The organism is Siculibacillus lacustris (assembly GCF_004328075.1).
GTDB lineage: Bacteria > Pseudomonadota > Alphaproteobacteria > Rhizobiales > Ancalomicrobiaceae > Siculibacillus > Siculibacillus lacustris.
Genome location: NZ_SJFN01000006.1, coordinates 121583 through 145956, shown reverse-complemented (window position 1 = coordinate 145956; position 24374 = coordinate 121583). Strand labels below are relative to the sequence as shown.

The following is a 24374-nucleotide window of genomic DNA, read 5'->3' as shown; positions in this document are numbered from 1 at the left end:
TCGTGAAACTCCCGGTCGCGATCCGAAGGACCTCGTGAAACAGCCGTCGCTGCCGATCCTCGCTCGGCGCGCCGCCGCGAGCAGGGCTGCCGCCCGCCGCGGCCGCGGGCTGCGGCCTTCCCCCTCCGGCGAATCCGTGTTAACAGCCAGCGCCAATTCCGATGGTCGATGGATGAGACGAAGACCGGACGCATCTGCCGCAGGCGATGTCGAATCCGGGGGCTTCGTGTTTCTCGAGAGGATGAATCGGCGATGGCGGCCTTCTATGAACCGGAACACTCGCGCGAGGCGCTGACCTTCGACGACGTGCTTCTCCTGCCCGGCCACTCCGAAGTGATGCCTGGCGAGACCGACGTCCGCTCGCGGATCACCCGGGAGATCGAGCTGCTCCTGCCGATCGTCTCGGCGGCGATGGACACGGTCACCGAAGCCCGTCTGGCGATCGCCATGGCCCAAGCCGGCGGTCTCGGCGTCATCCACCGCAACATGACGCCCGAAGAACAGGCCGAGCAGGTCCGCCAGGTCAAGAAGTTCGAGAGCGGCATGGTGGTCAATCCGATCGTCATCGGACCCGACGCCACCCTCGCCGACGCGCTGGCGCTGATGAAGCACTACCGCATCTCCGGCATTCCGGTGGTCGAGGACGGCGGCGTCGGCGGCTCCCATCTCGGCCGTCTGGTCGGCATCCTGACCAACCGCGACGTCCGCTTCGCCTCCAATCCGAACCAGCGCGTCTATGAACTGATGACCCGCGAGAATCTGGTCACGGTGACCGAGGGCGTCAGCTCCGACGAGGCCAAGCGCATCCTCCATCAGCACCGCATCGAGAAGCTGGTGGTGGTCGACGAGCAGTTCCGCTGCACCGGCCTGATCACCGTCAAGGACATCGAGAAGGCCCAGCTCAACCCCAACGCCTCGAAGGATCCGCAGGGCCGTCTGCGCGCCGCCGCCGCCACCACCACCGGCGACAAGGGCTTCGAACGGGCCGAGCGGCTGATCGACGCCGGCTGCGACCTGATCGTCGTCGACACCGCCCACGGCCATTCCCAACACGTGCTGGCGATGGTCGAGCGGGTCAAGCGCCTGTCCAACGCCACCCAGATCCTGGCCGGCAACATCGCCACCGCCGACGCTGCCCGCGCCCTGATCGACGCCGGCGCCGACGCCATCAAGGTCGGCATCGGCCCGGGCTCGATCTGCACCACCCGCATCGTCGCCGGTGTCGGCGTGCCGCAGCTGACCGCCATCCTCGACGCGGTCTCGGTCGCCCGCGAGCACGACGTGCCGGTGATCGCGGACGGCGGCATCAAATATTCCGGCGATCTCGCCAAGGCGCTGGCCGCCGGCGCGTCCGTGGCGATGATCGGTTCGCTGCTCGCCGGCACCGACGAGAGCCCCGGCGAGGTCTATCTGCACCAGGGCCGCTCCTACAAATCCTACCGCGGCATGGGTTCGGTCGGGGCGATGGCCCGCGGCTCGGCCGACCGCTACTTCCAGGCCGAGGTGCGCGACACCCTGAAGCTGGTGCCCGAGGGCATCGAAGGTCAGGTGCCGTTCAAGGGGCCGCTGTCCGGCGTGCTCCATCAGCTCGCCGGGGGCCTGCGCGCCGCCATGGGCTATGTCGGCGCCAAGACCGTGCCCGAGTTCACCGACAAGGCGCGTTTCGTGCGCATCTCCGGGGCCTCCTTGCGCGAGAGCCACGTCCACGACGTGACGATCACCCGCGAGAGCCCCAACTACCCGACCAACGTCTGATGACCGCGACCGCCACCGCCCTGGTCTTCGCCGTCCTCGCCCAGATCACCTGGACCATCCTGGTGGGGTTCTGGCTGGGTTGGACCCGCCATGTCGCGGTGCGCGACCGCACCATCACCGGCGACGTGATGTGCGCCGACGACGGCTGGCCGAAACCGGCCCGCCTCGCCCAGCGCAACTTCGCCAACCAGTTCGAAGTGCCGGTGCTGTTCTATGCGCTGTCGCTTCTCGCGCTGTTCCTCCACGCCGCCGGCCTCGCCTTGGCGATCCTCGCCTGGATCTTCGTCGCGAGCCGCATCGCCCATTCCTTCGCCCATTGCGGCCCCAACGACCTGCGCCTGCGCGGGCCGGCGTTCTTCGTCGGGGTGATCGTGGTGATGATCATGATCGTGCTGCTGGCGGCGACGGTCGCAGCCGCGTGACCGTCCGAAGCCCGAACGCGGTGCCGCGGCGCCGCCCCGAGGAGATGCGATGAAGACCGGCGGACGCCTGCAGGCGGCGATCGAAGTGCTCGACGACGTCGAGGCGCGGCGGCGGCCGGTCGCCGATGCCCTCAAGGACTGGGGCCTCTCCCACCGCTTCGCCGGATCGGGCGACCGCACCGCCATCGGCTCGCTGGTCTACGACGCCCTGCGCCGCAAGGCCTCCAACGCCTGGGTGATGGACACGCCCTCGGCCCGCGCCGCGGTGCTCGTCACTTTCGCCGACGCCTGGGGCCAGGGCCTCGACGCCCTCGCGCTGGCGCTCGGCGATCCCCATGCCCCGGCGCCGCTGACCGCCGCCGAGCGCGCCCGCCTCGGGGAGAACCGCGAAGCGCTGCTCGCCGATGCGCCGGCGCACGTCCGCGCCGACTGCCCGGAATGGCTGATGCCGAGCCTCGCCGGCGTCTACGGCGAAGGCCTCGAGCGGGAGTTGCAGGCGCTGTGCGACCGCGCCCCGGTCGATCTCCGGGTCAACACGCTGATGGCCACCCGCGAGGCGGTGCTCGCCGAACTCGCCGGCCTCGGTGCCCGCCCGACCCCGCTCGCCCCCCACGGCCTGCGCCTGCCCGACGTCGCCCCGACCGCCCGGCCGCCCCATGTGCCGTCGGAGGCCGCCTATCAGGAGGGCCGCGTCGAGATCCAGGACGAGGGCTCGCAGCTCGCGGCGCTCATCGCCGGCGCGCGCTCCGGCGAAAACGTCCTCGACCTGTGCGCCGGCGGCGGCGGCAAGTCGCTGGCCATGGCCGCCGATCTCGCCGGTCGCGGCCGCATCTTCGCCTATGATTCCGACAAGCGCCGCTTCGGCGACTTCCGCGATCGGGTCCGCCGCGCCGGTGCCGACACCGTCGAATTGCGCGCCCCCGGGGTCGCCGACAGCCTCGCCGATCTCGAGGAGGGCATGGATCTGGTGCTGGTCGATGCGCCCTGCACCGGCACCGGCACCTGGCGCCGCCGCCCCGACGCCAAATGGCGGCTGCGCCCCAATGCGCTCGACGCGCGGATGCGCGATCAGGATCTGGTGCTCGACGAGGCGATGCGCTTCGTCGCCCCCCACGGCCGGGTGGTCTACGTCACCTGTTCGATCCTGGCGGAAGAGAACGAGGACCGGGTCGCCGCGGCGCTCGAACGCCACCCCGGCCGCCGCCTCGCCGATCCGCTCGCCCGCCTCGATCCCGCGACCGCCGCCCGCCTCGCCCCCTTCGTGCGGACCTGGGGTCACGGCACCCCGGCCCTGCGCCTGACCCCGGCCGGCGCCGGCACCGACGGCTTCTTCGTCGCGGTGTTGGAAGCCGATCGCTGATCGGTCGATTTCCCGCCTTGATTGTTTTTCCGTCGGACATACACTCGTCTGCGTCGATGTGGCGCGGGGGAGGGCGGCATGGCGGACGCGGGAACGGCATCTGGGAACGGCGCGCCGACCGCGCCTCGCGACGAACCGGGCTTCGCGACGATCGCGCCGACGCCCGGCAGCAACGGCAAGGTCTTCGAACTCGGGCTGGTGATGGCCGGGGCGATCTCCGCCGGGGCCTATACCGCCGGGGTGATCGACTTTCTGATCGAGGCCCTCGACGACTTCGAGCGACTGAAGGCCGACCCCGCCTATGACGGCCCGCGCCACACGGTGATGGTGCCGGTGATGGCCGGCGCTTCGGCCGGCGGCATGACATCGGCGATCGCCGCGCTGCAGCTGTTCCACGAGATCGACCACGTCCAGGCGGGCGCGGATCCGCCGGCGCCCGAGCGCAATCGCCTCTATGCGAGTTGGGTCACCGACATCGGCATCGAGCATCTGCTGGAGACCACCGACCTCGAGCAGTTGCAGCGAGATCCCGAGAGCGGCGTGGTCAAGTCGGTGTTGTGTTGCGACGTGCTCGACGAGATCGTCGATCGGGCCTTCGTCTACGACCGGCCGGCGCGCCGCACCTGGGTCGGCGATCGCCATGGCGCCGGCCTGACCATCATCCTGACCGTCACCAACGTGCGCGGCCTGCCCTACACCTTCGCCATGGCCGGGGCGAACGCCGGTGGCAACACCTACGGCATGTTCGACCACGGCGACCGCATCCGCTTCGGCATCGCGCCGCGGTCGGCCGCTTGGCCGGCCGGTCAGCCGGAGATCGACCTGACGGCGATTCCGGCGACCGCCACCCCGGGCGATGCGTGGGATCTGCTGCGCCGCTCCGCCCTGGCGACCGGTGCCTTCCCGATCGGCCTGGCGCCGCGCGTGGTCTGGCGCGACGCCTCTGCCTATGTCCACGACGCCAAGTTCCACGTCCCCGACGCGACGGCGGGGTGGATCGCCAAGACGCCGGACCTCACCACCGTCGGCCCCTACCGATTCCCGTCCCTGGACGGCGGGATGATCGACAACGAGCCGCTGGAGATCGCCCGCCATTTCCTCGCTCGCGACGAAACCCCGGCCGCCCACAACGAACGCGGCGGCGACCTTGCCGACCGAGCGGTGGTGCTGATCGATCCCTTCCCCAATCAGGTCGCCGAACCGCCGCTCGACGGCGATCCCGACCGCACCTTCGGCCTGCTCGCCTCGGCGACGATCCTGCTCGACACCCTGAAGGATCAGGCGCGCTTCAAGCCCGAGGAATTGCAGCTGGCCTATGATCCGACGGTGTTCTCGCGCTTCGCGATCACCCCGGTGCGCAAGGTCGCGCCGGACAACGCGGCCGGCCGGCTCTATCCGATCGCCTCCGGCGCGCTCGGGGGCTTCTCCGGCTTCCTCCATCGCTCCTTCCGCCGCCACGACTACCTGCTCGGCCGTCGCAACGCCCAGGCGTTCCTGCGCCGCCATCTGGTGCTGCCCGAGACCGCGGCGCTCTTCGCCGACCATCGTTCCGCGATCGGCGGTTCCTGGCGGGTCGAGGCCGCCCCGGCCGCCCCCGGCGTGCGCACGCGGTCCGGCGTCGACGCCCAGGGCTACAAGCTGGTCGCCCGCGTCGAACGCGGACCGGCCGACACGCGCTGTCTGCCGATCATTCCGCTCTCGAAGCGACTTCAGGTCGAGATCGTCATCGGCGAGGGCGATCGGCCGGCGGCGTTCTCGGCGGAGGGATTGGCGAGCGAACTCGCCGCCCGATTCGAACGGCGGTTCCGGATGCTGGCGGATCAGTTGCTCGACACCGAACTGAAGCACCTGCTCGGCAACTTCACCGGGTTCTGGCCGTTCCGCAAGGCCGCGGCGCTGTTCGTCACCTCGATGGCGGGCAACAAGTTCCAGGCCGCGGTCACCGCGGCGCTGAAGGACATCGCGGCGGCGTTCCGCTGAGCGTGGCGCGGCGGCGCACGGGGGTCGCGACGGGCTGCGCGCGGGCGTTTCCCCCGCCGCCGCCGCCGTTTCCGATCTTGCCTCCCGGCGCCGGCTCGCCTATTGCCATGCCATGACACACGACTCCATCCTCATCGTCGACTTCGGCTCCCAGGTCACCCAGTTGATCGCGCGTCGCCTGCGTGAGACCGGGGTCTACTGCGAGATCCATCCCTTCCAGAAGGCCGGCGCCGCCTTCGAGAAATTGGCGCCGAAGGGCGTGATCTTCTCCGGCGGTCCGGCCTCGGTGACCTGGGACGGCAGCCCGCGCGCGCCCCAGGCGGTGATCGACGCGAAAGTCCCGATCCTCGCCATCTGCTACGGCCAGCAGACCCTGTGCCTGCAGCTCGGCGGCACCGTCGAGGGGGGCCATGCCGCCGAATTCGGCCGCGCCGACGTCGAGATCCTCAAAGCTTCGCCGCTGTTCGACGGCCTCTGGGAGGTCGGCTCCCGCTATCCGGTGTGGATGAGCCACGGCGACCGGGTCACCGAACTGCCCGCTGGCTTCGAAGTGATCGGCACCTCCGAGAACGCGCCCTTCGCCATCGCCGTCGACGAAAAGCGCCGCTACTACACCACCATGTTCCACCCCGAGGTGGTCCACACCCCGGACGGTGGCAAGCTCCTCGCCAACTTCGTCCACCGCATCTGCGGCCTGACCTCGGACTGGTCGATGGCCGCCTATCGCGCCGAGATGATCGCCAAGATCCGCGCCCAGGTCGGCGACGGCCGGGTGATCTGCGGGCTGTCCGGCGGCGTCGATTCCTCCGTCGCCGCGGTGCTGATCCACGAGGCGATCGGCGATCGGCTGACCTGCATCTACGTCGACCACGGCTTGATGCGCCAGGGCGAGAGCGAGCAGGTGGTCGGCATGTTCCGCGACGCCTACAACATCCCGCTGGTCCATGTCGACGCCGCCGATCTGTTCATCGACGCGCTCGAAGGCGAGGCCGACCCCGAGACCAAGCGCAAGACCATCGGCCGCCTGTTCATCGAGACCTTCGAGGCGGAGGCCGCCAAGATCGCCGCCGACGGCCGCGGCGCGCCCGGCTTCCTCGCGCAGGGCACGCTCTATCCCGACGTGATCGAGAGCGTGTCCTTCTCCGGCGGCCCCTCGGTGACGATCAAGAGCCACCACAACGTCGGCGGCCTGCCCGACCGCATGAACATGAAGCTGGTCGAGCCCTTACGCGAACTGTTCAAGGACGAAGTTCGCGCGCTCGGCCGCGAACTCGGCCTGCCCGAGAGCTTCATCGGCCGCCATCCCTTCCCCGGCCCGGGTCTGGCCATCCGCTGTCCCGGCGGCGTCACCCGCGAGAAGCTCGACATCCTGCGCAAGGCCGACGCGATCTATCTCGACGAGATCCGCAAGGCCGGGCTCTACGACCAGATCTGGCAGGCCTTCGCGGTGCTGCTGCCGGTCCAGACCGTCGGCGTGATGGGCGATGGGCGGACCTATGAATTCGTGCTGGCGCTGCGCGCCGTGACCTCGGTCGACGGCATGACGGCGGATTTCTACGCCTTCGACATGGCCTTCCTCGGCCGCGCCGCGACCCGCATCATCAACGAGGTCCGCGGCGTCAACCGGGTGGTCTACGACGTGACGAGCAAGCCGCCGGGGACGATCGAGTGGGAATGACCGCGCCGGGCTTCGGCTCCGCAACTTAGGGGCCGACCGCCCGCCACCGCCCCGGCCCGCCCCTCGGCGGGCCGTCGCGTTTCGTGGCTTCAGCCGCCGAAGCCTTCGAGCACGATCTTGCCGCGGGTCGTGCCGCTCTCGATCGCCCGATGGGCGCGGATCAGGTTGGCGGCATCGATCGATCCATAGGTCTCGGCCAGCGTGGTGCGCAAGGTGCCGGCGTCGACCAACCGCGCCACTTCGTCGAGCAACTCGCCCTGACGGGCGACGTCGGCAGTCGCCCACATCGGCCGGGCGAACATCATTTCCCAATGGATCGACACCGCCTTGCTCTTGAACGGCATCACGTCGAAGGCCGCCGGGTCGTCGATCAGCGCCAGCCGGCCCTGCGGCGCGATCGCCTTGGCGATCTCGGCGCGGTGGACGTCGCTGTGGGTGGTCGCGAAGACGAAGCCGGGGGCGGGAAGGCCCGCCGCCTCGAGCGCCGCCGCCAGGGGCTGCGAATGGTCGAGCACCGCATGGGCGCCGAGCTCGGCGACCCAGGCGCGGGTCTCCGGCCGCGACGCGGTGGCGATCACCGTCAGGTCGGTGAGCCGGCGGGCGAGCTGCACGGCGATCGATCCGACCCCGCCGGCGCCGCCGATGATCAGGATCGACGACGCCCCCGGCACCGCCCGGGCGACGTCGAGCCGGTCGAACAGCGCCTCCCAGGCGGTGATCGCGGTCAGCGGCAGGGCCGCGGCCTCCGCCCAGCCGAGGCTCGCCGGCTTGTGGCCGACGATCCGCTCGTCGACCAGATGGAACTCGGCATTGGTGCCGGGCCGGGTGATGGTACCGGCGTAATAGACCGCGTCGCCGACCGCGAAGCGCGTGACCTCGGGGCCGACCGCCACCACCGTACCGGCGGCGTCCCAGCCGAGCACGCGCACGTCGCCCTCCGGCGGGCGGGCGCTGGCGCGGACCTTGGTGTCGACCGGATTGACCGACACCGCCCGCACTTCGACCAGCAGATCGCGGCCGTGCGCCTCGGGGCGCGGCAGTTCGACGTCGATCAGCGCGTCGGGGGCATCGATCGGTCCGGGGGTACGATAGGCGATGGCACGCATGGGACTCTCCTTCGGGGTCGGCGCCGGCCCGCGGGTTACGGGCGCGGTGATGTGGAGACCGATATCGGCCGCCTTGCCAAACGGCGCAAGTACGCACATAAAAAGCCCATAGGCACGATTTCGATACCGTAAGGAACCCGCCATGTCCCGTCCGCCGCGCCATCGTCTCGACTGCGCCCCCGGCTGTACCGTCGAGGCGACCCTCGGGTTGATCGGCGGCAAGTGGAAGGGCGTGGTGCTCTATCTGCTGTTCGAGGAGGAGGTGCTGCGCTTCAACGAGTTCCGCCGCCGCCTGCCCAATCTCACCCAGCGCATGCTGACCGCCCAGTTGCGCGAGATGGAAGCCGACGGGCTGATCGACCGGCAGGTCTATGCCCAGGTGCCGCCCAAGGTGGAATATCGCCTGTCCGCCCGCGGCCGCACGCTCGAACCGGTGGTTCGCGCCCTGAAGGCGTGGGGCGACGCCCACATCCCGCCGGACTCGCTGGCGCCGCCGGCCGCCGCCGCCTGAGACCGCCTCCCGTCGCACGCTCGCGGGTCCCGCCGAGCGATCCCAGAAAGCCGGCCGATGACCCCGATCTTCTACCTGCTCGGCGCCGGGCTGCTCGCCGGCGCGATGAACGCGCTGGCCGGCGGCGGCTCCTTCGTCAGCCTGCCGGCGCTGATCGCCGCCGGTCTGCCGTCGGTCGAGGCCAATGCCTCAAGCACCGTCGCGCTGTTTCCCGGCGGCGCGGCGAGCATCTGGGTCTATCGCGACGGCATCCGCGGGGTCTGCGGCGTCTCGGCCAAGGCGGTGGTGGTGACCACCGCACTCGGCGGTCTGGTCGGGGCGCTGGCGCTACTGTGGACGTCGAGCACCACCTTCGACCGCATGCTGCCCTGGCTCCTGCTGCTGGCCACCGTGGTCCTGACCTTCGGGCCGCGACTGGGCGCTCGGCTGCGCGGCGGCGCTGAGGTCGGCGCGCCGACGGTGCTGATCGTCCAGGCCCTGCTCGGGGTCTACGGCGGTTTCTTCGGCGGCGCCGTCGGGCTGATGATGATGGCCGCCTGGAGCCTGTTCGACGGCGGCGACCTCAAGTCGCTCAATCCCTCGCGCACCGTGATGGTCACCGCCGCCAATGCCGTGGCGGTGGTGTGTTTCGCGCTGGCCGGAGCGGTGCGCTGGCCCGAGACCCTGGCGCTCGCCGCCGGCGCGGTGGTCGGCGGCTGGCTCGGCGCCCATCTCGGGCGTCGCCTGCCGGCGCAAGCCGTGCGCGTCGCCACCCTGACCCTCGCCATGGCCATGACCGTGCTGTTCTTCTGGCGCGCCGCCTGAGCCGGAGCCCCCCCCGGGCCGACCCCCGACGGATCGCGCTTGACAGGGAACCATTCGGGTACCTATACATAAACAGGCAACCGAATGGTTACGTGGCACCGAGATGGATGACGACGCCGTATTTCGAGCCTTGGCCGACGCCAGCCGTCGGCAACTGCTCGATCGCCTGTATCAGAAGGACGGCCAGGCTCTGGTCGAGCTCTGCGAGGGGCTGGCCATGTCGCGCCAGGCCGTCGCCAAACATCTGGCGATCCTCGAAGCGGCGAACCTGGTCTCGTGGCGGCGCGTCCACCGCGAGAAGCTGCATTTCATCAATCCGCTGCCGATCAATCGGATCGCCGAACGCTGGATCGCCAAGTTCGAACGCCGCCACCTGAGCGCCCTGTCGGCCCTCAAGAAGAGCCTGGAAGGAGATGGCAATGACTGAGTCACCGCGGAGCAGCTTCGTCTACGTCACCTATATCCGGACCACCCCCGAGCGCCTGTGGTCCGCGCTCGTCAGCCCCGAGTTCGCCGAGCAATATTGGCTCGGCGCCCGTCCGGAGGCCGACTGGAAGGTCGGCGGGGCGTGGAAACTGGTCCTGCCCGACGGCCGGGTCGCCGACACCGGCGAGATCACCGAGTTCGACCCGCCCAAGCGGCTCGCCATCCGTTGGCGCAACGAATTCATGCCCGAACTGAAGGCCGAAGGCTGGTCGCTCTGCACCATGGACCTCGAAGCCGGCGACGCCGCCGTCAAACTGACGGTCACCCACGCCATCGACCGCGCGGACTCGAGACTGATCGGCGCCGTCTCCGGCGGCTGGCCGCAGATCCTGTCGAACCTCAAGACGCTGCTGGAGACCGGCTCGGTCCTCCTGCCGCCGAAGTACCTCCGCGCGTCCTGATCGCGCGGCGGTCGTCGGGCGCGTCCCGGACGGCGACGCGACCGACGGCCGAAGCGCGCGCCGCCGGCGCGCCGGCGCCTGAGGCGAAGCGCCGTCTGGTGCGCGCAGGACGATCGCGATAGAATTCGCGCCACCTCGCCGCGTGCCGAGCCACTGCACCGCCGACGGGGTCGCGGGCCGGCGCGGCGCGCGGACTACGAGGGCCGAGCGATGTCGCACCGCGACCGATCCGTGCCGCTCTCCCGGAGGCTGCTCGCCCCGAGCCTGGCTCTGGCGCTCCTCTCGATCTCCCTGCCGTCCGGCACCGCCGAGGCGCAGAACGTCCGGCTCGCCCAGATCGACGGGCTCTCCGGCGACTGGATCGCCACCACCACCCTGGTCGCCGCCTCCAAGCCGGTGGCCGAGGCCTATCGCAGCGGCGATCGCCGGGTCGAGGTCTGGCGCATCCGCCAGATCGGCGACCACGTGCAACTCGCCTCCCGGGCGGGCGCCATCGCCGGCGGCTTCGTCGCGCCGGGCGTCGCGGTGTTGCAGAGCCTCGGCGACACCGGCCTCGGCATCCACACCGGCGTGCGCATCGAGGCCCACGTGGTCTCGCCCGCCGATCTCCAGGGCACCATCCGGGTCGACTATTTCTCCAGCCAGTTCGGCCAGCCGGTCGGCATGGACGCCTGGACCTTCGTCGCGACCCGCGCGCCCGCCCGCTGAGGCCGGCGCGCCGCCACCGCCCGCATCACCCTTGCGCCGCGGCGCGCAGGCGGGCGACGTCGAGCTTCGTCATGGTCATCAGCTCGGCCATCACCCGGCCCTGGGTCGCCGGATCGCCCGCGCCGAGCACCGCCAGCATGTCGACCGGCACGATCTGCCACGACAGGCCGAAACGATCGGCGAGCCAGCCGCAGCGCTGCGCCGTCGGGTCGCCGCCTTCTCCGAGCCGCGCCCACAATCGGTCGATCTCGTCCTGGTCCTCGCACAGGACCTGCAGCGAGACCGCCGGGGTGAAGGCGAAACGCGGCCCGGCGTTGAGCGCCGTCAGGTCACAGCCGGCGACCCGGAAGGCCACCGTCAGCACCGAATTCGGCGGTCGTCCGACCTCGGCCGCGGTGTCGGGATCGTAGTGCGACACGGCGACGATCTCGCCGTCGCCGAACGCGTCGATGTAGAACCGGGCGGCCTCCTCGGCCTGATGGTCGAACCACAGGCAGGGCGTGATCTTGGCGAAGCGGATCATGCGGCGTCCTCCCGAGAGAGGGTCACGGCTGCGGCGGATTTTCCTGGTGACGGGGATCGTCGATGCCCTGGGCGGCGAAGGTCGGGTCCATCCACATGATCTCCCAGACGTGGCCGTCGAGGTCTTCGAAGGTGCGGCCGTACATGAAGCCGTGGTCCATCGCCGGACGCGGTTCGCGCCCGCCCGCCGCCACCGCCGCGGCGACCAGCCGGTCGACCTCCTCGCGGCTCGGCGCCGACAGGCACAGCAGCACCTCGGTGGCCTGACGCCCGTCGACCTGCGGCTTGGTGAGGAATTGCGCGAAGAACGGCTCGGTGAGCAGCATCGCGTAGATGGCGTCCGAGATCACCACGCAGGCGGCCTTGTCGTCGGTGAAGCGGGGATCTATGCGGTAGCCGAGCTGTTCGAAGAACGCCTTCGCCGCGGCGAGATCGCGCACCGGCAGATTGACGAAGATCATCTGGGTCATACGATGCTCCTCCCTCTGGTATCATCGTAAAACGATTTGATCCTATATTAGGACTAAATTCAAGCCTGCCGGGAGCCGAAATTGGCCGTGCGATCGAACCGCCGCCGCTACGAGGACGGATGTGCCGCCGCCCATGCGCTCGACCTGATCGGCGAGCGCTGGGCGCTCCTGGTGGTGCGCGAACTCGCCCTCGGCCCGCGCCGTTTCACCGATCTGCGCGCCGGCCTGCCGACCATCAGTCCCAACGTCCTGGCCCAGCGTCTCGACGAACTCGAGGCGGCGGCGATCGTCCGCCGTCGCCGCCTGCCGCCGCCCGCCGCCGCGCGGGTCTACGAGCTGACCGAATGGGGCGCCGAGCTCGAACCGATCCTGCGCGATCTCGGCCGCTGGGCGGCGCGCTCGCCGACGCTGGGCGGCGGCCGGCCGATGAGCACGGCTTCGGTGATCCTGTCGCTGCGCACCATGTTCGATCCCGCCGCCGCCGGTGATTTCGCCGCGCGCGTCGCCCTGGTCTTCGACGGCGAGATCCATCTGGCGGTGGTCGCCGGTGGCCGGCTCGCCGTCGGCCCGGTCGCCACGGCCCCGACCGTCGACGCGCGCCTCGCCGGCGATCGCGACGCCTTTGCCGCGGTGGTCTATGGCGGACGGCCGCTCGATGCGGCGCTCGCCGACGGATTGCTCGCGCTCGCCGGCGATCGCGCCGTCGTCGACCGCTTCGTCCGCCTGTTTCCGCTGCCCGCGCCGGCGCCGGCCGCCGACGTCGATCGCGATTCGCCGCTTCCCCCGGCCGCCGTGCCGCCCGGCCCGACTCGACCGACCTGCGAGACCCTCTGAAGATCCATGCCGATCGCCGCCGCCCTATCCGCCGCGACGCCGAACGGGCGCGGTGAGGGGAGGGGGCCTCACACCGCGGTCACCGACACCGTCACCGACATGTCCATGAACGAGCCGGTCAGTCCGACGAAACTGCCGGCGACCGGCATCACCTGGAGAATCGTCCGCCCGACCGCCACCGGGATCAGATTGAAGCCGCCGACGCTGCGGTTGGTCGGGTCGAAGGTGATCCACCCGGCCCCCGGCACGAAGATCTCGGCCCAGGCATGGGTCGAGCCGGCGTCGGCGAAGCCGATCGTCGTCCGGTCGGGGGCGTGCAGATAGCCCGAGACGATCCGCGCGCCGAAGCCGAGATGACGCGCGGCTTCCGCGAACAGCACCGCGAAGTCGCGGCACGAGCCCCAGCCGCGGTCGAGGGTCTCGAGCGGCGTCTGCGTGCCCTCGTCGTCGCGGCTCTGGTAGAACACCCAGGCCGAGATCCCGCCCGACAGGTCCTTGAGCAGCGACAGCGTGTCGGTCGACTCGCCCCGCACGAAGGCGCGCGCCCATTTCGCCATCCGCCCGGTCGGGTCGGGATGTTGCGGCCGCGCCAGCGCCCCGAGGTCGGTCCAGTCCTCGTCGGCATAGCGGAACGGATAGCGGATCGCCGCGGCGGCCACCGCGAAGATCGGCCAGGCCACGGCGTCGAGTACGAGGTCGGTGGTGGCGTCGATGGTCAGATGGGCGGTCGGCGCGGCGAAGGTGGCGGTCGCCACCGCATTGCCGAACACGTCGTGGGCCCAATCGATCACAGCCGGCGGCGACACCACGATGTCGCTGCGGGTCAGCCTGAGATCACGGCTCTCGCGGGGCCGCAACATCAGTCGATGGGGTCCGAGATCGACCGCGCGAGCGTAGCGATAGACGGTGCGATGGCGGATCTGCAGTGAAACCATGGTCCGATCTCCCGCAGGACGTCCGTTCCGCTCGACGATCCCACGAACTACGCGACATCGCGGGGTGCGGGGGCACGTCGAACGGTGGGAACAGGCACCGGAGACTTTCCGATCACTGTGCAAAAACAGCCGCTTCCCGCCGATTTTATCCGGACCTTCGCGGCCCCGACAAGAAAAAACACGTTCGTCCTTGTATTTTCGGTTTCGAGGGCGCATATTCGCTTCATCGATGGACGGCCAGATGACTTGGCTCCGCGCCGAGGCTCTCGGCGCATCGCTGACAATCTTCTCACCTGAAAATTCGATTTCGAATGCTCGCATCATCAGCGAGCCGTCTACACTTGTGTCTAGAAAGGGTTTCCTATGACCAAGGGAACCGTGAAGTGGTTCAACGCCCAAAAGGGCTTCGGTTTCATCGCTCCTGACGACGGTGGCAACGATGCCTTCGTCCACATCAGTGCGGTGGAGCGTTCCGGCATCACCGAATTGCGCGAAGGTCAGAAGGTGGGCTTCGAGCTCGTCTCCGACCGCAAGACCGGCAAGATGTCCGCGGAACGTCTGGAAATTCTGGCCTGATAGCGACGTCGGCGCGCACCTTTCGAGGCGCGCGCCGATGGACTGCCCCGAACTCTTCGGCCGACCACGGATGTACTGGCGGCGAACGGGAATGGACGGCAGCACGCATCGGACCTGATGAGGCGTCAAGCGCCTCGGGGCCCTGCACCCGTCGACGGTTGCGGGGCCTTTTCTCATTTTCGACCGCCTTTCGGAGGCGGTCCAGCGGAGGGCGCCATGGCCAAGGGTCAGAAGAAGAGCAACCGCGAAGTCCGCAAGCCCAAGTCCGACAAGCCCAAGGTGGTCGAATCCGAGCCCTTGTTCGGCAAGGCCCAGATGGCCGGCGGCAACCCGCCGAAGAAGAAGCCGCGCGCCTGACGCGTCGGCCTGATTCGGGTCGCCCGATCCGGTTTCACCCGCCCGGCCGCGCCGGCTTGACGGGCACGTCGATCATCACCTCGTCGCCGACGATCGTCAGCGCGCAGTCGCGCAGCCGACCTTCTCCGCCCGCCCGACAGATCCCGGTGGTCGCGTCGAACACCCAGCCGTGTTGCGGACAGGTGATCGACCGCCCGTCGAAGGGCGCGTCGACGAGCGGCACTTCGGCATGCGGGCACAGCGCCCGATAGGCCCTGGGCTCGCCGCCGGTCGGCCACACCACCAGATAGCGCTTGCGCTCCACCGCGACGACCAGATGCCGTCCCTCTTCGAGCGCCGATCGATCGCAGGCCTTACGCAGCATCGCGGAATCTCCTGTCGCGGATCCGACACGGCTCCGCTCGCGATCCTCCCCTGAGCAAGAACGACGCCAGTGCGATAGGTGATCCGGCCTCGGCAGGAACGTCTGCCGGCGGCGCTCAGATCTGCGCGCGGATCGCCGCCTGGTCGATCACCGACCACACCTCGACGATCCGTTCGTCGCGAAATTCATAGAAGACGTTCTCGCTGAAGGTCACGGTCCGGCCGTTGACGGCGAGGCCGAACAGCAGCCCCACGGGCGTGCAGTGGAAGTGCAGACGGCTGGCGATCCGAGGGGGATCGCAGACCAGCAGCGTGATCGCGAACTGCAGGTCGGGAATCGCGCGGAAGTCCCGCTCCAGCATCGCGCGGTAGCCCGGAAGACCGATCGTCTCGCCGTTGTAGCGAATGTCGTCGCGCACGAACCACCCCAGCATCGCCCAGTCTTGGCGGTTCAGGCAGGCGATGTAGTCGCGATAGACGTCGGAAAGGCGGGCTCTCGTCACGGTGATGCTCCCAGGGTCGTCCGGTCTCCGCGGGAGAGCTAGGGCACCGCCCGCCCGCTGCCATCTCGGCCGTGAGGCGCGAGCGGCCCCCGTCCCCATCCTCGAGCCGGGCAGGCCGCAGCGATCGGGTGGCGGCGCGGGGCGGTCGTCGCCGGCCGCGCCGGGAGAACGCGGCATTTTGCGCAGGCGTCGTCGCCGATTTGCTCTTACCTGCGGTCCGAATCACCGCGACAGTCGGCTTCGTACCGAAATCCCGCGCCGCCCCGGTGCCGGCGGTCTGCGGCCGACCGGCCTCCTCGGAGTTCGCCATGATCGTGCTCGTCCTCGGCCTCGTCCTCTTCCTCGGCGCGCACTCGCTGCCGATGGTCCCGACCGCCCGCGCCGCGGTGATCGCCCGGCTCGGCGACAACGGTCACAAGGGGCTGCATTCGCTGGCCGCGGCGGCGGGCATCGGCCTGATCGTCTGGGGCTTCGGCCTCGCGCGATGGGAGGGGGCGCCGCTGCTGTGGCAGAGCCCGCCGGCGATGCGCTGGGTCGCGGTGGTGGCGCTGGTGCCGGTGTTCCCGCTGATTCTCGCCGCCTTCCTGCCCGGCCGCATCGGCCGGCTGATCGCCCATCCGATGCTGACCGGCGTTACCCTGTGGGCCTTCGCCCATCTGCTCTTCGTCGGCTCGGCGCCCGGTGTGGCGCTGTTCGCGTCCTTCCTGGTGTGGGGGCTCGCCGACCGCCGTTCGCTGATCCGCCGCGGCGCCGGACGAACGGCGCCGCCGCTGCCGCCCTTCGGCCGCGGTGACGCTCTCGCGGTCGGTCTCGGCCTCGCCCTGTGGCTCGTCACCGTGACATGGTCGCATCTCTTCCTGTTCGGCGTGTCGCCGCTCGGCTGATCGCCGGGGCTTCGCCACGAAAAGGCTGCGATCTGCCGCGAAGAGGAGCCGCCGACGCGTCGTCGCTGTCCCGACTCCCCGTCTCACCCGGCGATTTGCGGGCGGCGAGGGGAACGGCTATGGTGCCGGCCCATCCGGCTGAAGGCGACTTTTCCGGAAGACCTCGGTCGTCCTTCCCCCGCGGAGGGAACGACCATGCGACGCGGTCCCGCCGAGGCGGGACGAGCCCGACGGGCGGAGTTCGATGGCCGACATCTTCAATGAAATCGACGAGGAACTGAGGCGCGAGCAGATCCACAAGCTGTGGGACCGCTACGGGGTGTTGGTGCTGGTGGCCGCCGTCGCGGTGGTCGTCGCCGTCGCCGGTTGGCGCGGCTGGGATCACTGGCAGTCGATTCGCGCCCGTGCCCAAGGCGACTCCTATGCCGCCGCCGCCGAGATCGCCCGCTCGGGCGACGCCAAGGGCGCCGAAGAAGCCTTCCTGGCGCTGGCCCGCAGCGGCAGCGGCGGCTATCCGGCACTCGCCTCGCTGCGCGCCGCCGCCACGCTGGCGGAAGGCGGCGACGCCGCCGCCGCGCTCAAGGCCTTCGACGGGCTCGCCGCCTCCGGCTCGACGCCGGCGCTGCTCGCCGACATCGCCAAGATCCGCGCCGCCTATCTCGCCGTCGACCTCGAGGATCGTGCCGTGTTCGAAGCGCGGGTGACCCCGCTGGCCGCCGCCGGCCGCCCCTACCGTCATCAGGGGCGCGAATTGCTGGCGCTCTCCGCCTGGAAGGCCGGCGACGCCGTCGCCGCCGGTCGCTGGCTCGCCGAGATCGACGCCGATCCCGAGACCCCGCGCAGCCTCCTCGAGCGCACCGCCGTCCTGAGCGCCCTCGTCCAGGCGCAAGCCACCTCCGGAAAGGCCAACTGATGTCGAAGCTCCTGCGCCTCGCGCTCGTCGTGGTTCTCACCGGCGGCGCCGTCGGCTGCTCCTCGACCGACGACTTCCAGGACGCCATCGCGGCGATCAACCCCTTCGGCGATGCCAAGAAGAACCTGTCCGGCGAACGCCAGCCGGTGCTCTCCGACCAGTCGCCGGTGCAGATCGCCAAGGGCCGGCCGGTGTCGATCGGCGGAACCCGTTCGGTCTCCGCCTGGACCGGCTCCGGCGGCCCGGCCGGCAACGATTCCGGCAACGTCGCGCTGTCGGGTTCGGGCTCCACCCGCACCTGGTCGACCCGCGCCGCCGACGTCGGCTCCGGCTCGATGCTCCGCGAGGACGTGCGCGCCTTCTCCCGGCCGGTCGCCGCCGGCGGCCGCGCCTTCGTGCTCGATCCGGCCGGCAACGTCACCGCGGTGTCGCTGTCGGGCGGCGGCGTCTCCTGGCAGGCCAAGGTCCGCCCGGCCGACATCGACGAACCGGCGACCACCGGCGGTCTCGGCACCGACGGGTCGCGCGTCTACGCCGCCACCGCCTACGGCACGATGGTCGCCCTCGACGCCGACACCGGTGCCAAGGTGTGGGAGAAGAAGCTTTCGGAGCCGGCGCGCGGCGGCCCGACCATCGCCGACGGCCGCATCTACGTCGTGACCCAGGCCAACATCGTCTACGCCCTGTCGACCGCCGACGGTTCGGAGATCTGGAGCTATCGCGGCGTGCCGGAGATGGGCAATCTCCTGTCCTCGTCCAACCCCGCGGTCTCCGGCGGCGTCGTGGTGGTGCCCTTCACCTCCGGCGAGCTGGTCGCCCTCGACGTCAAGAACGGCATGCCGGTGTGGGGCGACGCGCTCGCCCGCGCCAGCCGCAACTACGCGGTCTCGGGCCTCTCGACCATCGCCTCGAGCCCGGTGATCTCCGACGGCGTGGTCTATGCTACCGGCGTCGGCAGCCGCACCGTCGCGGTGCAGCTCAAGACCGGCGCGCGGCTGTGGGACATCGCCTTCGGCTCCGAGCATACGCCGGTGGTCTCGGGCAATGCGCTGTTCATGGTCGATCTCGACGAGACCATCGCCGCGGTCGACCGCAAGACCGGGGACATCCTGTGGGCCAACCGCCTGCCGGTGACCAAGGCCAAGAAGAAACGTACCAACTGGGCGGGTCCGGTATTGGCCGGCGGAACCCTCTGGGTGGTCTCGAACGAAGGCACACTGATCGGCGTCGACCCCGCCTCCGGCCGCGTCACCGCGACCGTGGCCGGCGGCGAAGCCTCGATGGTGGCGCCGATCGCCGTTTCCGGCAAACTGCTGGTGCTCGGCGCCAACGGCAATCTCACGGCCTTCGAGTGATGAGGATATGACCGCGACCGTCGCCATCGTCGGACGGCCCAACGTCGGCAAGTCGACCCTGTTCAACCGCCTGGTCGGCAAGAAGCTGGCGTTGGTCGACGACACGCCCGGGGTGACCCGGGACCGTCGCGAGGGCGACGCCCATCTCGGGGACCTGTCCTTCACCATCGTCGACACCGCCGGCCTCGAAGAGGCCGACGCCGAGAGTCTGTCCGGCCGCATGCGCGCCCAGACCGAGGAGGCGATCCGCTCGGCCACCGTGGTGCTGTTCGTGATCGACGCCCGCACCGGCCTGATCCCGATGGACCGCCACTTCGCCGAGATGCTGCGGCGCATCGACGTGCCGTCGATCCTGATCGCCAACAAGGCCGAGGGTCGCCTCGGCGAGGCCGGCGCCTGGGAGGCCTACGGGCTCGGCTTCGGCGATCCGATCGCGCTGTCCGCCGAGCACGGCGAGGGCATGGCCGATCTCTATGCCGCCCTGATGCCCTATGTCGACGCCGCCGATGCCGAGGCCGCGGTCACCGACGTGCCGCTCGACCCGCGGGAGACCGCCGGCGGCGAGGACGAGGACGAGGACGAAGAGGCCGCCGCCGCCCTGGCGCGGACCATTCCCCTGCGCATCTGCGTCACCGGCCGCCCCAATGCCGGCAAGTCGACGCTGATCAACAAGCTGATCGGCGAGGACCGCATGCTGGTCGGCCCCGAGGCCGGCATCACCCGCGATTCGATCTCGGTCGACTGGGAATGGCACGGCCGCCCGGTCAAGCTGTTCGACACCGCCGGATTGCGCCGCAAGGCCCGTGTCCAGGACAAGCTCGAGAAACTCTCGGTGGCCGACGCCCTGCGCGCCGTGCGCTTCGCCGAAGTGGTGGTGGTCTGCCTCGACGCGACCATCCCCTTCGAGAAGCAGGACCTGCAGATCGTCGATCTGGTGGTCAAGGAAGGCCGCGCCCTGGTCATTGCGCTGAACAAGTGGGACCTGATCGAAGATCGCGTCGCCGCCTGGAAGAAGATGCGCGAGACCTGCGACCATCTGCTGCCGCAGGTCCGCGGCGTGCCGATGGTCCGCCTGTCGGGTCTGATGGGCGAGGGCCTCGAGGACCTGATGAAGGCCGCCGAAGCCGTCCACCGCACCTGGAACCGCCGCATCTCGACCGCCAAGATGAACCGTTGGCTGGAAGGCGTGCTCGAACGTCATCCGCCGCCGGCGGTGTCGGGCCGGCGCATCCGCATCCGCTACGCCACCCAGGTCAAGGCGCGGCCGCCGCACTTCGTGCTGTTCTGCTCGCGCCCCGAAGTCCTGCCGGACAGCTACACCCGCTATCTGGTCAACGACCTGCGCGAGCGCTTCGAACTCGCCGGCGTGCCCTTGCGCCTGTCGCTGCGCGCCGGCGACAACCCCTACCACGACAAGAACCAGCGCCGCTGAGGCGGCGGTTCGCACGATCCGACCCAGCCGCCCTCACGGGCGGTCGGGTCGTCGCGTCCGGTGGGACCGGCGCCGACCTTCAGGCGATCGAATGCTGCCACAGGATGGCGCAGCCGAGCAGCGCCAGACCGACCCCGGCGCCGACCTCGGCCCGCGTCCCGGCCCGTTCGCCGATCATCCGCCCGGCCAAGAGGCCGATCGTCGCCATCACGAAGGTGGTGGTGCCGATCACCGCGGCCGCGACGCGGATGTCGACGTCGAGCAGCGCCAGTGACACGCCGACCGCCATGGCGTCGATCGAGGTGCCGATCGCCGTGCAGACCAGCGCCAGCAGCGACCGTCCGGCCGGCGGCGCATCCTCGGTGCGGGTCACCGCACACCACGCCATGCGTCCGCCGACCGCGGTCAGCAGTGCGAAGGCGATCCAATGATCGACCGCCTCGACGTAGCCGGCGAAGGCCGAGCCCAGCGCCCAGCCGATCACCGGGGTCAGCATCTCGACGAAGCCGAACACCAACCCGGTGCCGAGCGCCGGCAGGAGCCGCGGCGGGCCGCCGGCCGCCCCGCGCCCGACCGCCGCCGCGAAGGCGTCGACCGACAGGCCGAGGGCCAGGATCATCAACGAAAACAATGACATCACGGAATTCCGGCGAGCTGACCCGAGATGCGCCTCGCCGCGACCCGCGTGGGGGTCCCGACGGCGCTCCGGTCTTGCCATGCCCTCCGGCCGATCGCGCCACGTGGGTTCCCCACGAGCATGTTGACGCGATCCCGCTCGTCACGAGCGGCGGCTACTCCCCGACGACCTCTGGGTAGCGGGGCAGGGCGGGGGGGTCAAGGTCCGGGATGCCCCGCATGGCAGCCGGTCAGGCGAGCCAGTCGCCGGTCGGGTGGTCCCACACCCGCCCCGATTCGGCGAGCGCGGGCGCCAACATCGCCAGCACCGCCGGCACCAGCACGTCCGGGGTGTCCAGGGTCTCGGGATCTTCGCCGGGCATCGCCGCGGCGCGCATCTTGGTGCGCAGCCGCCCGGGATTGATCAGGTTGACCTTCAACGGTGTCGTCTCGGTCTCCCGCGCCCAGGTCACCACCAGGGCCTCGAGCGCCGCCTTGGACACCGCATAGGGGCCCCAATAGGCGCGGATCCGGCGTGCCGCGCTGGAAGTGACGAACACCGCGCGGCCCGCCGGTGCGGCCCGCAGCAGAGGATCGAGCGAGCGGATCAGGCGCCAGTTGGCGGTGACGTTGACCGCCATCACCTTGTCCCAGTCCTTCGGCGCGATGTGGCCGAGCGGCGAGGTCGGGCCGAGGATGCCGGCATTGCCGATGAGGCCGTCGACCCGCCCGAAGCGCTCGTAGAGGACGCCGCCGAGCCGATCGACACCGGGTCCGTCGGTGAGGTCGAGCGGCACCAGGGTCGCCACCCCGCCGGCCGCGCGGATCTCGTCGTCGAGCTCCTCGAGCCCGCCGACGGTGCGCGCCACCGCCACCACATGGGCCCCCGCCGCGGCGATCGCCCGGGCCAGCGTGTAGCCGATGCCGCGCGAGGCGCCGGTGACCACCACGATGCGGTCGGAGAGGGGCTTGTCGGTCATGACGGAACTCCGGAAGGGGCGAGGGCGCTCGCGCCGCGGACCGGCGTCCGCAGGCCCGTCGCCCGTCGGATCACTGCGATTCGACCAGGAGGTTGAGCGACCGCCCGCCGCCGGCGAGCGCCCGGTCGGTCAGCCGGGTTGGGTATTCGCCGGTGAAACAGGCGTCGCAGAACTGCGGCGCATTGCGGTTGCGCGAGGCGTTGCCGACCGCCCGGTAGAGGCCGTCGATCGACAGGAAGGCGAGGCTGTCGACGTTGATGTAGGCGGCGAGCTCGTCGAGGCTCATCCGCGCGGCGATCAGCTTGGCCTTTTCCGGCGTGTCGACGCCGTAGAAACAGGGATCGACGGTCGGCGGAGAGGCGATCCGCATGTGGACCTCGAGCGCTCCGGCGTCGCGCACCATCTGCACGATCTTCTGGGAGGTCGTGCCGCGGACGATCGAATCGTCGACCAGGATCACCCGCTTGCCCTCGATCACCGAGCGGTTGGGGTTGTGCTTGAGCTTGACGCCCATGTGGCGGATCGCGTCGGTCGGCTGGATGAAGGTCCGCCCGACATAATGGTTGCGGATGATGCCGAGATCGAACGGCAGGCCCGCGGCTTCCGCGAAGCCCATCGCCGCCGGATTGCCGGAATCCGGCACCGGGATCACCACGTCGGCGTCGACCGGCGCCTCGCGCGCCAGTTCCTGGCCGATGCGCTTCCTGACCGTATAGACCGAGGTGCCGCCGAAGATCGAATCGGGGCGGGCGAAATAGACGTATTCGAAGATGCAGAAGCGCGACGAGGCCTCGGCGAAGGGCCGGATCGATTCCAGGCCCTCGTCGGTGATCACCACCATCTCGCCGGGCTCGATCTCGCGGATCACCGTGCCGCCGATGATGTCGAGCGCGCAAGTTTCCGAGGCCAGCACGAAACAGCCGTCGACGTCGCCGAGCACCAGGGGCCGCACCCCGAGCGGATCGCGCACACCGATCAGCTTCTTGTCGGACAGCGCCACGAAGGCATAGGCGCCCTCGACCTGACGCAGCGCATCGATGAAGCGGTCGACCAGCGGCCCCTTCGACGAGGTCGCGGCGAGATGGATCACCGTCTCGGTGTCGGAGGTCGACTGGAAGATCGAGCCGCGCAGCTGCAACTGGCGCTGCAGGGTCAGGGCATTGGTGAGGTTGCCGTTGTGGGCGACCGCGAAGCCGCCGCCGTGGAACTCGGCGAACATCGGCTGGACGTTGCGCAGCACCTGACCGCCGGTGGTGGCGTAGCGGGTGTGGCCGATCGCCCGGTTGCCCTTGAGGCGGGCCATCACCGCCGGCTTGGCGAAGTTGTCGCCGACCAGTCCGATGTGGCGTTCGATGTGGAACTGCTGGCCGTCGTAGGTGACGATGCCCGCCGCCTCCTGGCCGCGATGCTGGAGGGCGTGCAGCCCGAGCGCGGTCAGCGCCGCCGCCTCCGGGTGGCCGTAGACGCCGAACACGCCGCATTCGTCGTGGAAGTGGTCGTCGCGAGCGAAGGGCGAACCGTCGGCGTCGTCCGGAGCGAAGTCCCGCGCGTCGTTGTCGACCATCAATTCTGTCTCCGTTCGTGAGCCGCCGCCGTCGGCCCGTTCGAGGGCGGACCGGACCGTCGGTCGGCGATGACGATGGACGAAAAAGATGCGAGGCCCGTCGCCGGGCCGGCCCGTCCATCGGTCGTCGTGTCTCAGGGCGCCTTGCCCGTCGACGTGATGATCTGCTCGATCTGCCGCTTCTCGCCGGGGCGATAGACCGGTGCGGTCGCGGGCGCTTCGGAACTCTTGGCCGGTGCCGGCTTGGCGAGGTCCGGCGGCTCCTGCGGCGCGCCGTCGTCGGGCGCGCGCTTCTTGAACTTCTGCAGCAGCAGCTTTTCGGCGTCCTCGGGCAGCGCCGCCATCAGGCGCTCGCCGAGATAGTCGACGATCGGCTTCGACTTGGCCGCCGAGACCCAGCGCGGCTGCTGGGCCGGCGGCACGAACCAGTTGAAGAACTGCATCGCCACGACCACCAGCAGCAGGCCGCGGGCCGCGCCGAACAGGAAGCCGACGGTGCGGTCGAGCGCGCCGAACGCCGAATCGAGCACGAAATCGGAGATCTTCATGGTGATCCAGCTGACCACCAGCAGCGTCACGATGAACAGCGCCGCGATCGTCAGGCCCATCGCCACGTTGTCGTTGGGCACATAGATCTTCACCGACGGCAGCAGCTGTTTGTAGAACATCGCCGCCACCGCCGCCGCCGCCGCCCACGAGGCGATCGACAGCACTTCGCGCAGGAAGCCGCGATACATGGCGAGCAATGCCGACACCAGCATCACGGTGATGACGATGCCGTCGAGAAGCGTCACGAAATCCATCGTTCGAACCCTGCCTCGCCCGAGTTGCCGCGAGGGCCCGCGCCGTTCGGCCCCTCG

General features: G+C 70.2%; 27 protein-coding genes and 1 riboswitch. Of the genes, 17 read left to right on the top strand and 10 right to left on the bottom strand.

Annotated features, from left to right (window positions below):
• Nucleotides 1-252: 252 nt before the first annotated feature.
• The 5 genes from guaB to guaA all read left to right on the top strand — a co-directional run bounded on the left by guaB (nt 253) and on the right by guaA (nt 7195).
• Nucleotides 253-1755, top strand: a complete 1503-nt coding sequence (gene guaB, locus EYW49_RS06080) for an IMP dehydrogenase (RefSeq protein ID WP_131307246.1) — start codon at nt 253-255, stop codon at nt 1753-1755.
• The gene (locus tag EYW49_RS06075) at nt 1755-2177 is read left to right on the top strand and encodes an MAPEG family protein (protein WP_131307244.1); all 423 of its coding nucleotides are present in this window, start codon (nt 1755-1757) and stop codon (nt 2175-2177) included. Before guaB ends, EYW49_RS06075 begins: the two co-directional genes overlap by 1 nt.
• A gap of 49 nt (nt 2178-2226) precedes the next feature.
• Nucleotides 2227-3537, top strand: a complete 1311-nt coding sequence (locus EYW49_RS06070; RefSeq protein ID WP_131307242.1) for an RsmB/NOP family class I SAM-dependent RNA methyltransferase — start codon at nt 2227-2229, stop codon at nt 3535-3537.
• A gap of 78 nt (nt 3538-3615) precedes the next feature.
• On the top strand, nt 3616-5517 hold the full coding sequence (locus EYW49_RS06065) for a patatin-like phospholipase domain-containing protein (RefSeq protein WP_131307240.1): 1902 nt from the start codon (nt 3616-3618) through the stop codon (nt 5515-5517).
• Between the two features lie 112 nt (nt 5518-5629).
• Complete coding sequence (gene guaA / locus EYW49_RS06060) at nt 5630-7195, top strand: glutamine-hydrolyzing GMP synthase (protein ID WP_131307238.1); 1566 nt, start codon at nt 5630-5632, stop codon at nt 7193-7195.
• Between the two features lie 89 nt (nt 7196-7284).
• Here the strand turns inward: guaA and EYW49_RS06055 are convergent, their stop codons facing one another.
• Nucleotides 7285-8301, bottom strand: coding sequence for a zinc-binding alcohol dehydrogenase family protein (locus tag EYW49_RS06055; RefSeq protein WP_131307236.1), 1017 nt, complete (start codon nt 8299-8301; stop codon nt 7285-7287).
• Between the two features lie 142 nt (nt 8302-8443).
• Between EYW49_RS06055 and EYW49_RS06050 the strand changes: the two genes are divergently transcribed.
• From EYW49_RS06050 to EYW49_RS06030, 5 genes are all read left to right on the top strand, one after another.
• Nucleotides 8444-8812 (top strand): winged helix-turn-helix transcriptional regulator, encoded by a 369-nt coding sequence (locus EYW49_RS06050; protein ID WP_131307234.1) that lies wholly within the window; start codon nt 8444-8446, stop codon nt 8810-8812.
• Nucleotides 8813-8869: 57 nt separating this feature from the next.
• Nucleotides 8870-9616, top strand: a complete 747-nt coding sequence (locus EYW49_RS06045) for a sulfite exporter TauE/SafE family protein (protein WP_131307232.1) — start codon at nt 8870-8872, stop codon at nt 9614-9616.
• A 103-nt stretch (nt 9617-9719) separates the two neighbouring features.
• Nucleotides 9720-10043 carry an ArsR/SmtB family transcription factor gene (locus tag EYW49_RS06040; RefSeq protein ID WP_131307230.1) on the top strand — a complete coding sequence of 108 codons (324 nt, stop codon included), beginning with the start codon at nt 9720-9722 and terminating at the stop codon, nt 10041-10043.
• Entirely contained in the window at nt 10036-10503 is a 468-nt protein-coding gene (locus tag EYW49_RS06035; RefSeq protein WP_131307228.1) for an SRPBCC family protein, read from the top strand. Before EYW49_RS06040 ends, EYW49_RS06035 begins: the two co-directional genes overlap by 8 nt.
• A 210-nt stretch (nt 10504-10713) precedes the next feature.
• Nucleotides 10714-11211 (top strand): hypothetical protein, encoded by a 498-nt coding sequence (locus EYW49_RS06030; protein WP_131307226.1) that lies wholly within the window; start codon nt 10714-10716, stop codon nt 11209-11211.
• Nucleotides 11212-11236: 25 nt separating this feature from the next.
• On the opposite strand, the gene EYW49_RS06025 is transcribed toward EYW49_RS06030, so the two are convergent.
• Both EYW49_RS06025 and EYW49_RS06020 read right to left on the bottom strand, forming a co-directional pair.
• Complete coding sequence (locus EYW49_RS06025) at nt 11237-11734, bottom strand: VOC family protein (RefSeq protein WP_131307224.1); 498 nt, start codon at nt 11732-11734, stop codon at nt 11237-11239.
• Nucleotides 11735-11756: 22 nt separating this feature from the next.
• A complete protein-coding gene (locus EYW49_RS06020) occupies nt 11757-12203 on the bottom strand; it encodes a VOC family protein (protein ID WP_131307222.1) in 447 nt (148 codons plus the stop codon).
• An 87-nt stretch (nt 12204-12290) separates the two neighbouring features.
• On the opposite strand from EYW49_RS06020, the gene EYW49_RS06015 reads away from it, so the two are divergent.
• Nucleotides 12291-13037, top strand: coding sequence for a winged helix-turn-helix transcriptional regulator (locus EYW49_RS06015; protein WP_131307263.1), 747 nt, complete (start codon nt 12291-12293; stop codon nt 13035-13037).
• 68 nt (nt 13038-13105) lie between these two features.
• Here the strand turns inward: EYW49_RS06015 and EYW49_RS06010 are convergent, their stop codons facing one another.
• Nucleotides 13106-13972, bottom strand: coding sequence for a transglutaminase family protein (locus EYW49_RS06010; RefSeq protein ID WP_131307220.1), 867 nt, complete (start codon nt 13970-13972; stop codon nt 13106-13108).
• A 363-nt stretch (nt 13973-14335) separates the two neighbouring features.
• Here EYW49_RS06010 and EYW49_RS06005 point away from each other — a divergent pair, with 363 nt between their 5' ends.
• Both EYW49_RS06005 and EYW49_RS22945 read left to right on the top strand, forming a co-directional pair.
• Nucleotides 14336-14548 (top strand): cold-shock protein, encoded by a 213-nt coding sequence (locus EYW49_RS06005; protein WP_131307218.1) that lies wholly within the window; start codon nt 14336-14338, stop codon nt 14546-14548.
• 216 nt (nt 14549-14764) lie between these two features.
• Nucleotides 14765-14905 (top strand): hypothetical protein, encoded by a 141-nt coding sequence (locus EYW49_RS22945; protein ID WP_165498146.1) that lies wholly within the window; start codon nt 14765-14767, stop codon nt 14903-14905.
• 34 nt (nt 14906-14939) lie between these two features.
• Here the strand turns inward: EYW49_RS22945 and EYW49_RS06000 are convergent, their stop codons facing one another.
• Nucleotides 14940-15269 carry a Rieske 2Fe-2S domain-containing protein gene (locus EYW49_RS06000; RefSeq protein ID WP_131307216.1) on the bottom strand — a complete coding sequence of 110 codons (330 nt, stop codon included), beginning with the start codon at nt 15267-15269 and terminating at the stop codon, nt 14940-14942.
• Nucleotides 15270-15384: 115 nt separating this feature from the next.
• On the bottom strand, nt 15385-15771 hold the full coding sequence (locus tag EYW49_RS05995; protein ID WP_131307214.1) for an ester cyclase: 387 nt from the start codon (nt 15769-15771) through the stop codon (nt 15385-15387).
• Between the two features lie 308 nt (nt 15772-16079).
• On the opposite strand from EYW49_RS05995, the gene EYW49_RS05990 reads away from it, so the two are divergent.
• From EYW49_RS05990 to der, 4 genes are all read left to right on the top strand, one after another.
• Nucleotides 16080-16655, top strand: a complete 576-nt coding sequence (locus EYW49_RS05990) for an NnrU family protein (RefSeq protein WP_131307212.1) — start codon at nt 16080-16082, stop codon at nt 16653-16655.
• Between the two features lie 244 nt (nt 16656-16899).
• A complete protein-coding gene (locus tag EYW49_RS05985) occupies nt 16900-17568 on the top strand; it encodes a tetratricopeptide repeat protein (RefSeq protein ID WP_131307210.1) in 669 nt (222 codons plus the stop codon).
• Nucleotides 17568-18923 carry an outer membrane protein assembly factor BamB family protein gene (locus EYW49_RS05980; RefSeq protein ID WP_131307208.1) on the top strand — a complete coding sequence of 452 codons (1356 nt, stop codon included), beginning with the start codon at nt 17568-17570 and terminating at the stop codon, nt 18921-18923. The genes EYW49_RS05985 and EYW49_RS05980 overlap by 1 nt, the downstream gene beginning before the upstream one ends.
• A 7-nt stretch (nt 18924-18930) precedes the next feature.
• Nucleotides 18931-20355, top strand: a complete 1425-nt coding sequence (der, locus tag EYW49_RS05975; protein WP_131307206.1) for a ribosome biogenesis GTPase Der — start codon at nt 18931-18933, stop codon at nt 20353-20355.
• A 79-nt stretch (nt 20356-20434) separates the two neighbouring features.
• On the opposite strand, the gene EYW49_RS05970 is transcribed toward der, so the two are convergent.
• The 4 genes from EYW49_RS05970 to EYW49_RS05955 form a co-directional block, all read right to left on the bottom strand.
• Nucleotides 20435-20992, bottom strand: a complete 558-nt coding sequence (locus tag EYW49_RS05970) for a manganese efflux pump MntP (protein ID WP_131307204.1) — start codon at nt 20990-20992, stop codon at nt 20435-20437.
• A riboswitch (yybP-ykoY riboswitch) is annotated at nt 20991-21167 on the bottom strand. It overlaps the preceding gene by 2 nt.
• Nucleotides 21168-21221: 54 nt before the next feature.
• Complete coding sequence (locus tag EYW49_RS05965) at nt 21222-21950, bottom strand: SDR family NAD(P)-dependent oxidoreductase (protein WP_131307202.1); 729 nt, start codon at nt 21948-21950, stop codon at nt 21222-21224.
• 70 nt (nt 21951-22020) lie between these two features.
• Nucleotides 22021-23514, bottom strand: a complete 1494-nt coding sequence (purF, locus tag EYW49_RS05960) for an amidophosphoribosyltransferase (protein ID WP_131307200.1) — start codon at nt 23512-23514, stop codon at nt 22021-22023.
• A 134-nt stretch (nt 23515-23648) separates the two neighbouring features.
• On the bottom strand, nt 23649-24317 hold the full coding sequence (locus EYW49_RS05955) for a CvpA family protein (RefSeq protein ID WP_131307198.1): 669 nt from the start codon (nt 24315-24317) through the stop codon (nt 23649-23651).
• Nucleotides 24318-24374 lie beyond the last annotated feature (57 nt).

What these genes read in the sequence shown, in the direction of transcription:
- guaB (WP_131307246.1), top strand. Translation starts at nt 253, where the DNA reads ATGGCGGCCTTCTATGAACCGGAACACTCGCGCGAGGCGCTGACCTTC.
- EYW49_RS06075 (WP_131307244.1), top strand. Translation starts at nt 1,755, where the DNA reads ATGACCGCGACCGCCACCGCCCTGGTCTTCGCCGTCCTCGCCCAGATC.
- EYW49_RS06070 (WP_131307242.1), top strand. Translation starts at nt 2,227, where the DNA reads ATGAAGACCGGCGGACGCCTGCAGGCGGCGATCGAAGTGCTCGACGAC.
- EYW49_RS06065 (WP_131307240.1), top strand. Translation starts at nt 3,616, where the DNA reads ATGGCGGACGCGGGAACGGCATCTGGGAACGGCGCGCCGACCGCGCCT.
- guaA (WP_131307238.1), top strand. Translation starts at nt 5,630, where the DNA reads ATGACACACGACTCCATCCTCATCGTCGACTTCGGCTCCCAGGTCACC.
- EYW49_RS06055 (WP_131307236.1), bottom strand. Translation starts at nt 8,301, where the DNA reads ATGCGTGCCATCGCCTATCGTACCCCCGGACCGATCGATGCCCCCGAC.
- EYW49_RS06050 (WP_131307234.1), top strand. Translation starts at nt 8,444, where the DNA reads ATGTCCCGTCCGCCGCGCCATCGTCTCGACTGCGCCCCCGGCTGTACC.
- EYW49_RS06045 (WP_131307232.1), top strand. Translation starts at nt 8,870, where the DNA reads ATGACCCCGATCTTCTACCTGCTCGGCGCCGGGCTGCTCGCCGGCGCG.
- EYW49_RS06040 (WP_131307230.1), top strand. Translation starts at nt 9,720, where the DNA reads ATGGATGACGACGCCGTATTTCGAGCCTTGGCCGACGCCAGCCGTCGG.
- EYW49_RS06035 (WP_131307228.1), top strand. Translation starts at nt 10,036, where the DNA reads ATGACTGAGTCACCGCGGAGCAGCTTCGTCTACGTCACCTATATCCGG.
- EYW49_RS06030 (WP_131307226.1), top strand. Translation starts at nt 10,714, where the DNA reads ATGTCGCACCGCGACCGATCCGTGCCGCTCTCCCGGAGGCTGCTCGCC.
- EYW49_RS06025 (WP_131307224.1), bottom strand. Translation starts at nt 11,734, where the DNA reads ATGATCCGCTTCGCCAAGATCACGCCCTGCCTGTGGTTCGACCATCAG.
- EYW49_RS06020 (WP_131307222.1), bottom strand. Translation starts at nt 12,203, where the DNA reads ATGACCCAGATGATCTTCGTCAATCTGCCGGTGCGCGATCTCGCCGCG.
- EYW49_RS06010 (WP_131307220.1), bottom strand. Translation starts at nt 13,972, where the DNA reads ATGGTTTCACTGCAGATCCGCCATCGCACCGTCTATCGCTACGCTCGC.
- EYW49_RS06005 (WP_131307218.1), top strand. Translation starts at nt 14,336, where the DNA reads ATGACCAAGGGAACCGTGAAGTGGTTCAACGCCCAAAAGGGCTTCGGT.
- EYW49_RS22945 (WP_165498146.1), top strand. Translation starts at nt 14,765, where the DNA reads ATGGCCAAGGGTCAGAAGAAGAGCAACCGCGAAGTCCGCAAGCCCAAG.
- EYW49_RS06000 (WP_131307216.1), bottom strand. Translation starts at nt 15,269, where the DNA reads ATGCTGCGTAAGGCCTGCGATCGATCGGCGCTCGAAGAGGGACGGCAT.
- EYW49_RS05990 (WP_131307212.1), top strand. Translation starts at nt 16,080, where the DNA reads ATGATCGTGCTCGTCCTCGGCCTCGTCCTCTTCCTCGGCGCGCACTCG.
- EYW49_RS05985 (WP_131307210.1), top strand. Translation starts at nt 16,900, where the DNA reads ATGGCCGACATCTTCAATGAAATCGACGAGGAACTGAGGCGCGAGCAG.
- EYW49_RS05980 (WP_131307208.1), top strand. Translation starts at nt 17,568, where the DNA reads ATGTCGAAGCTCCTGCGCCTCGCGCTCGTCGTGGTTCTCACCGGCGGC.
- der (WP_131307206.1), top strand. Translation starts at nt 18,931, where the DNA reads ATGACCGCGACCGTCGCCATCGTCGGACGGCCCAACGTCGGCAAGTCG.
- EYW49_RS05970 (WP_131307204.1), bottom strand. Translation starts at nt 20,992, where the DNA reads ATGTCATTGTTTTCGTTGATGATCCTGGCCCTCGGCCTGTCGGTCGAC.
- EYW49_RS05965 (WP_131307202.1), bottom strand. Translation starts at nt 21,950, where the DNA reads ATGACCGACAAGCCCCTCTCCGACCGCATCGTGGTGGTCACCGGCGCC.
- purF (WP_131307200.1), bottom strand. Translation starts at nt 23,514, where the DNA reads ATGGTCGACAACGACGCGCGGGACTTCGCTCCGGACGACGCCGACGGT.
- EYW49_RS05955 (WP_131307198.1), bottom strand. Translation starts at nt 24,317, where the DNA reads ATGGATTTCGTGACGCTTCTCGACGGCATCGTCATCACCGTGATGCTG.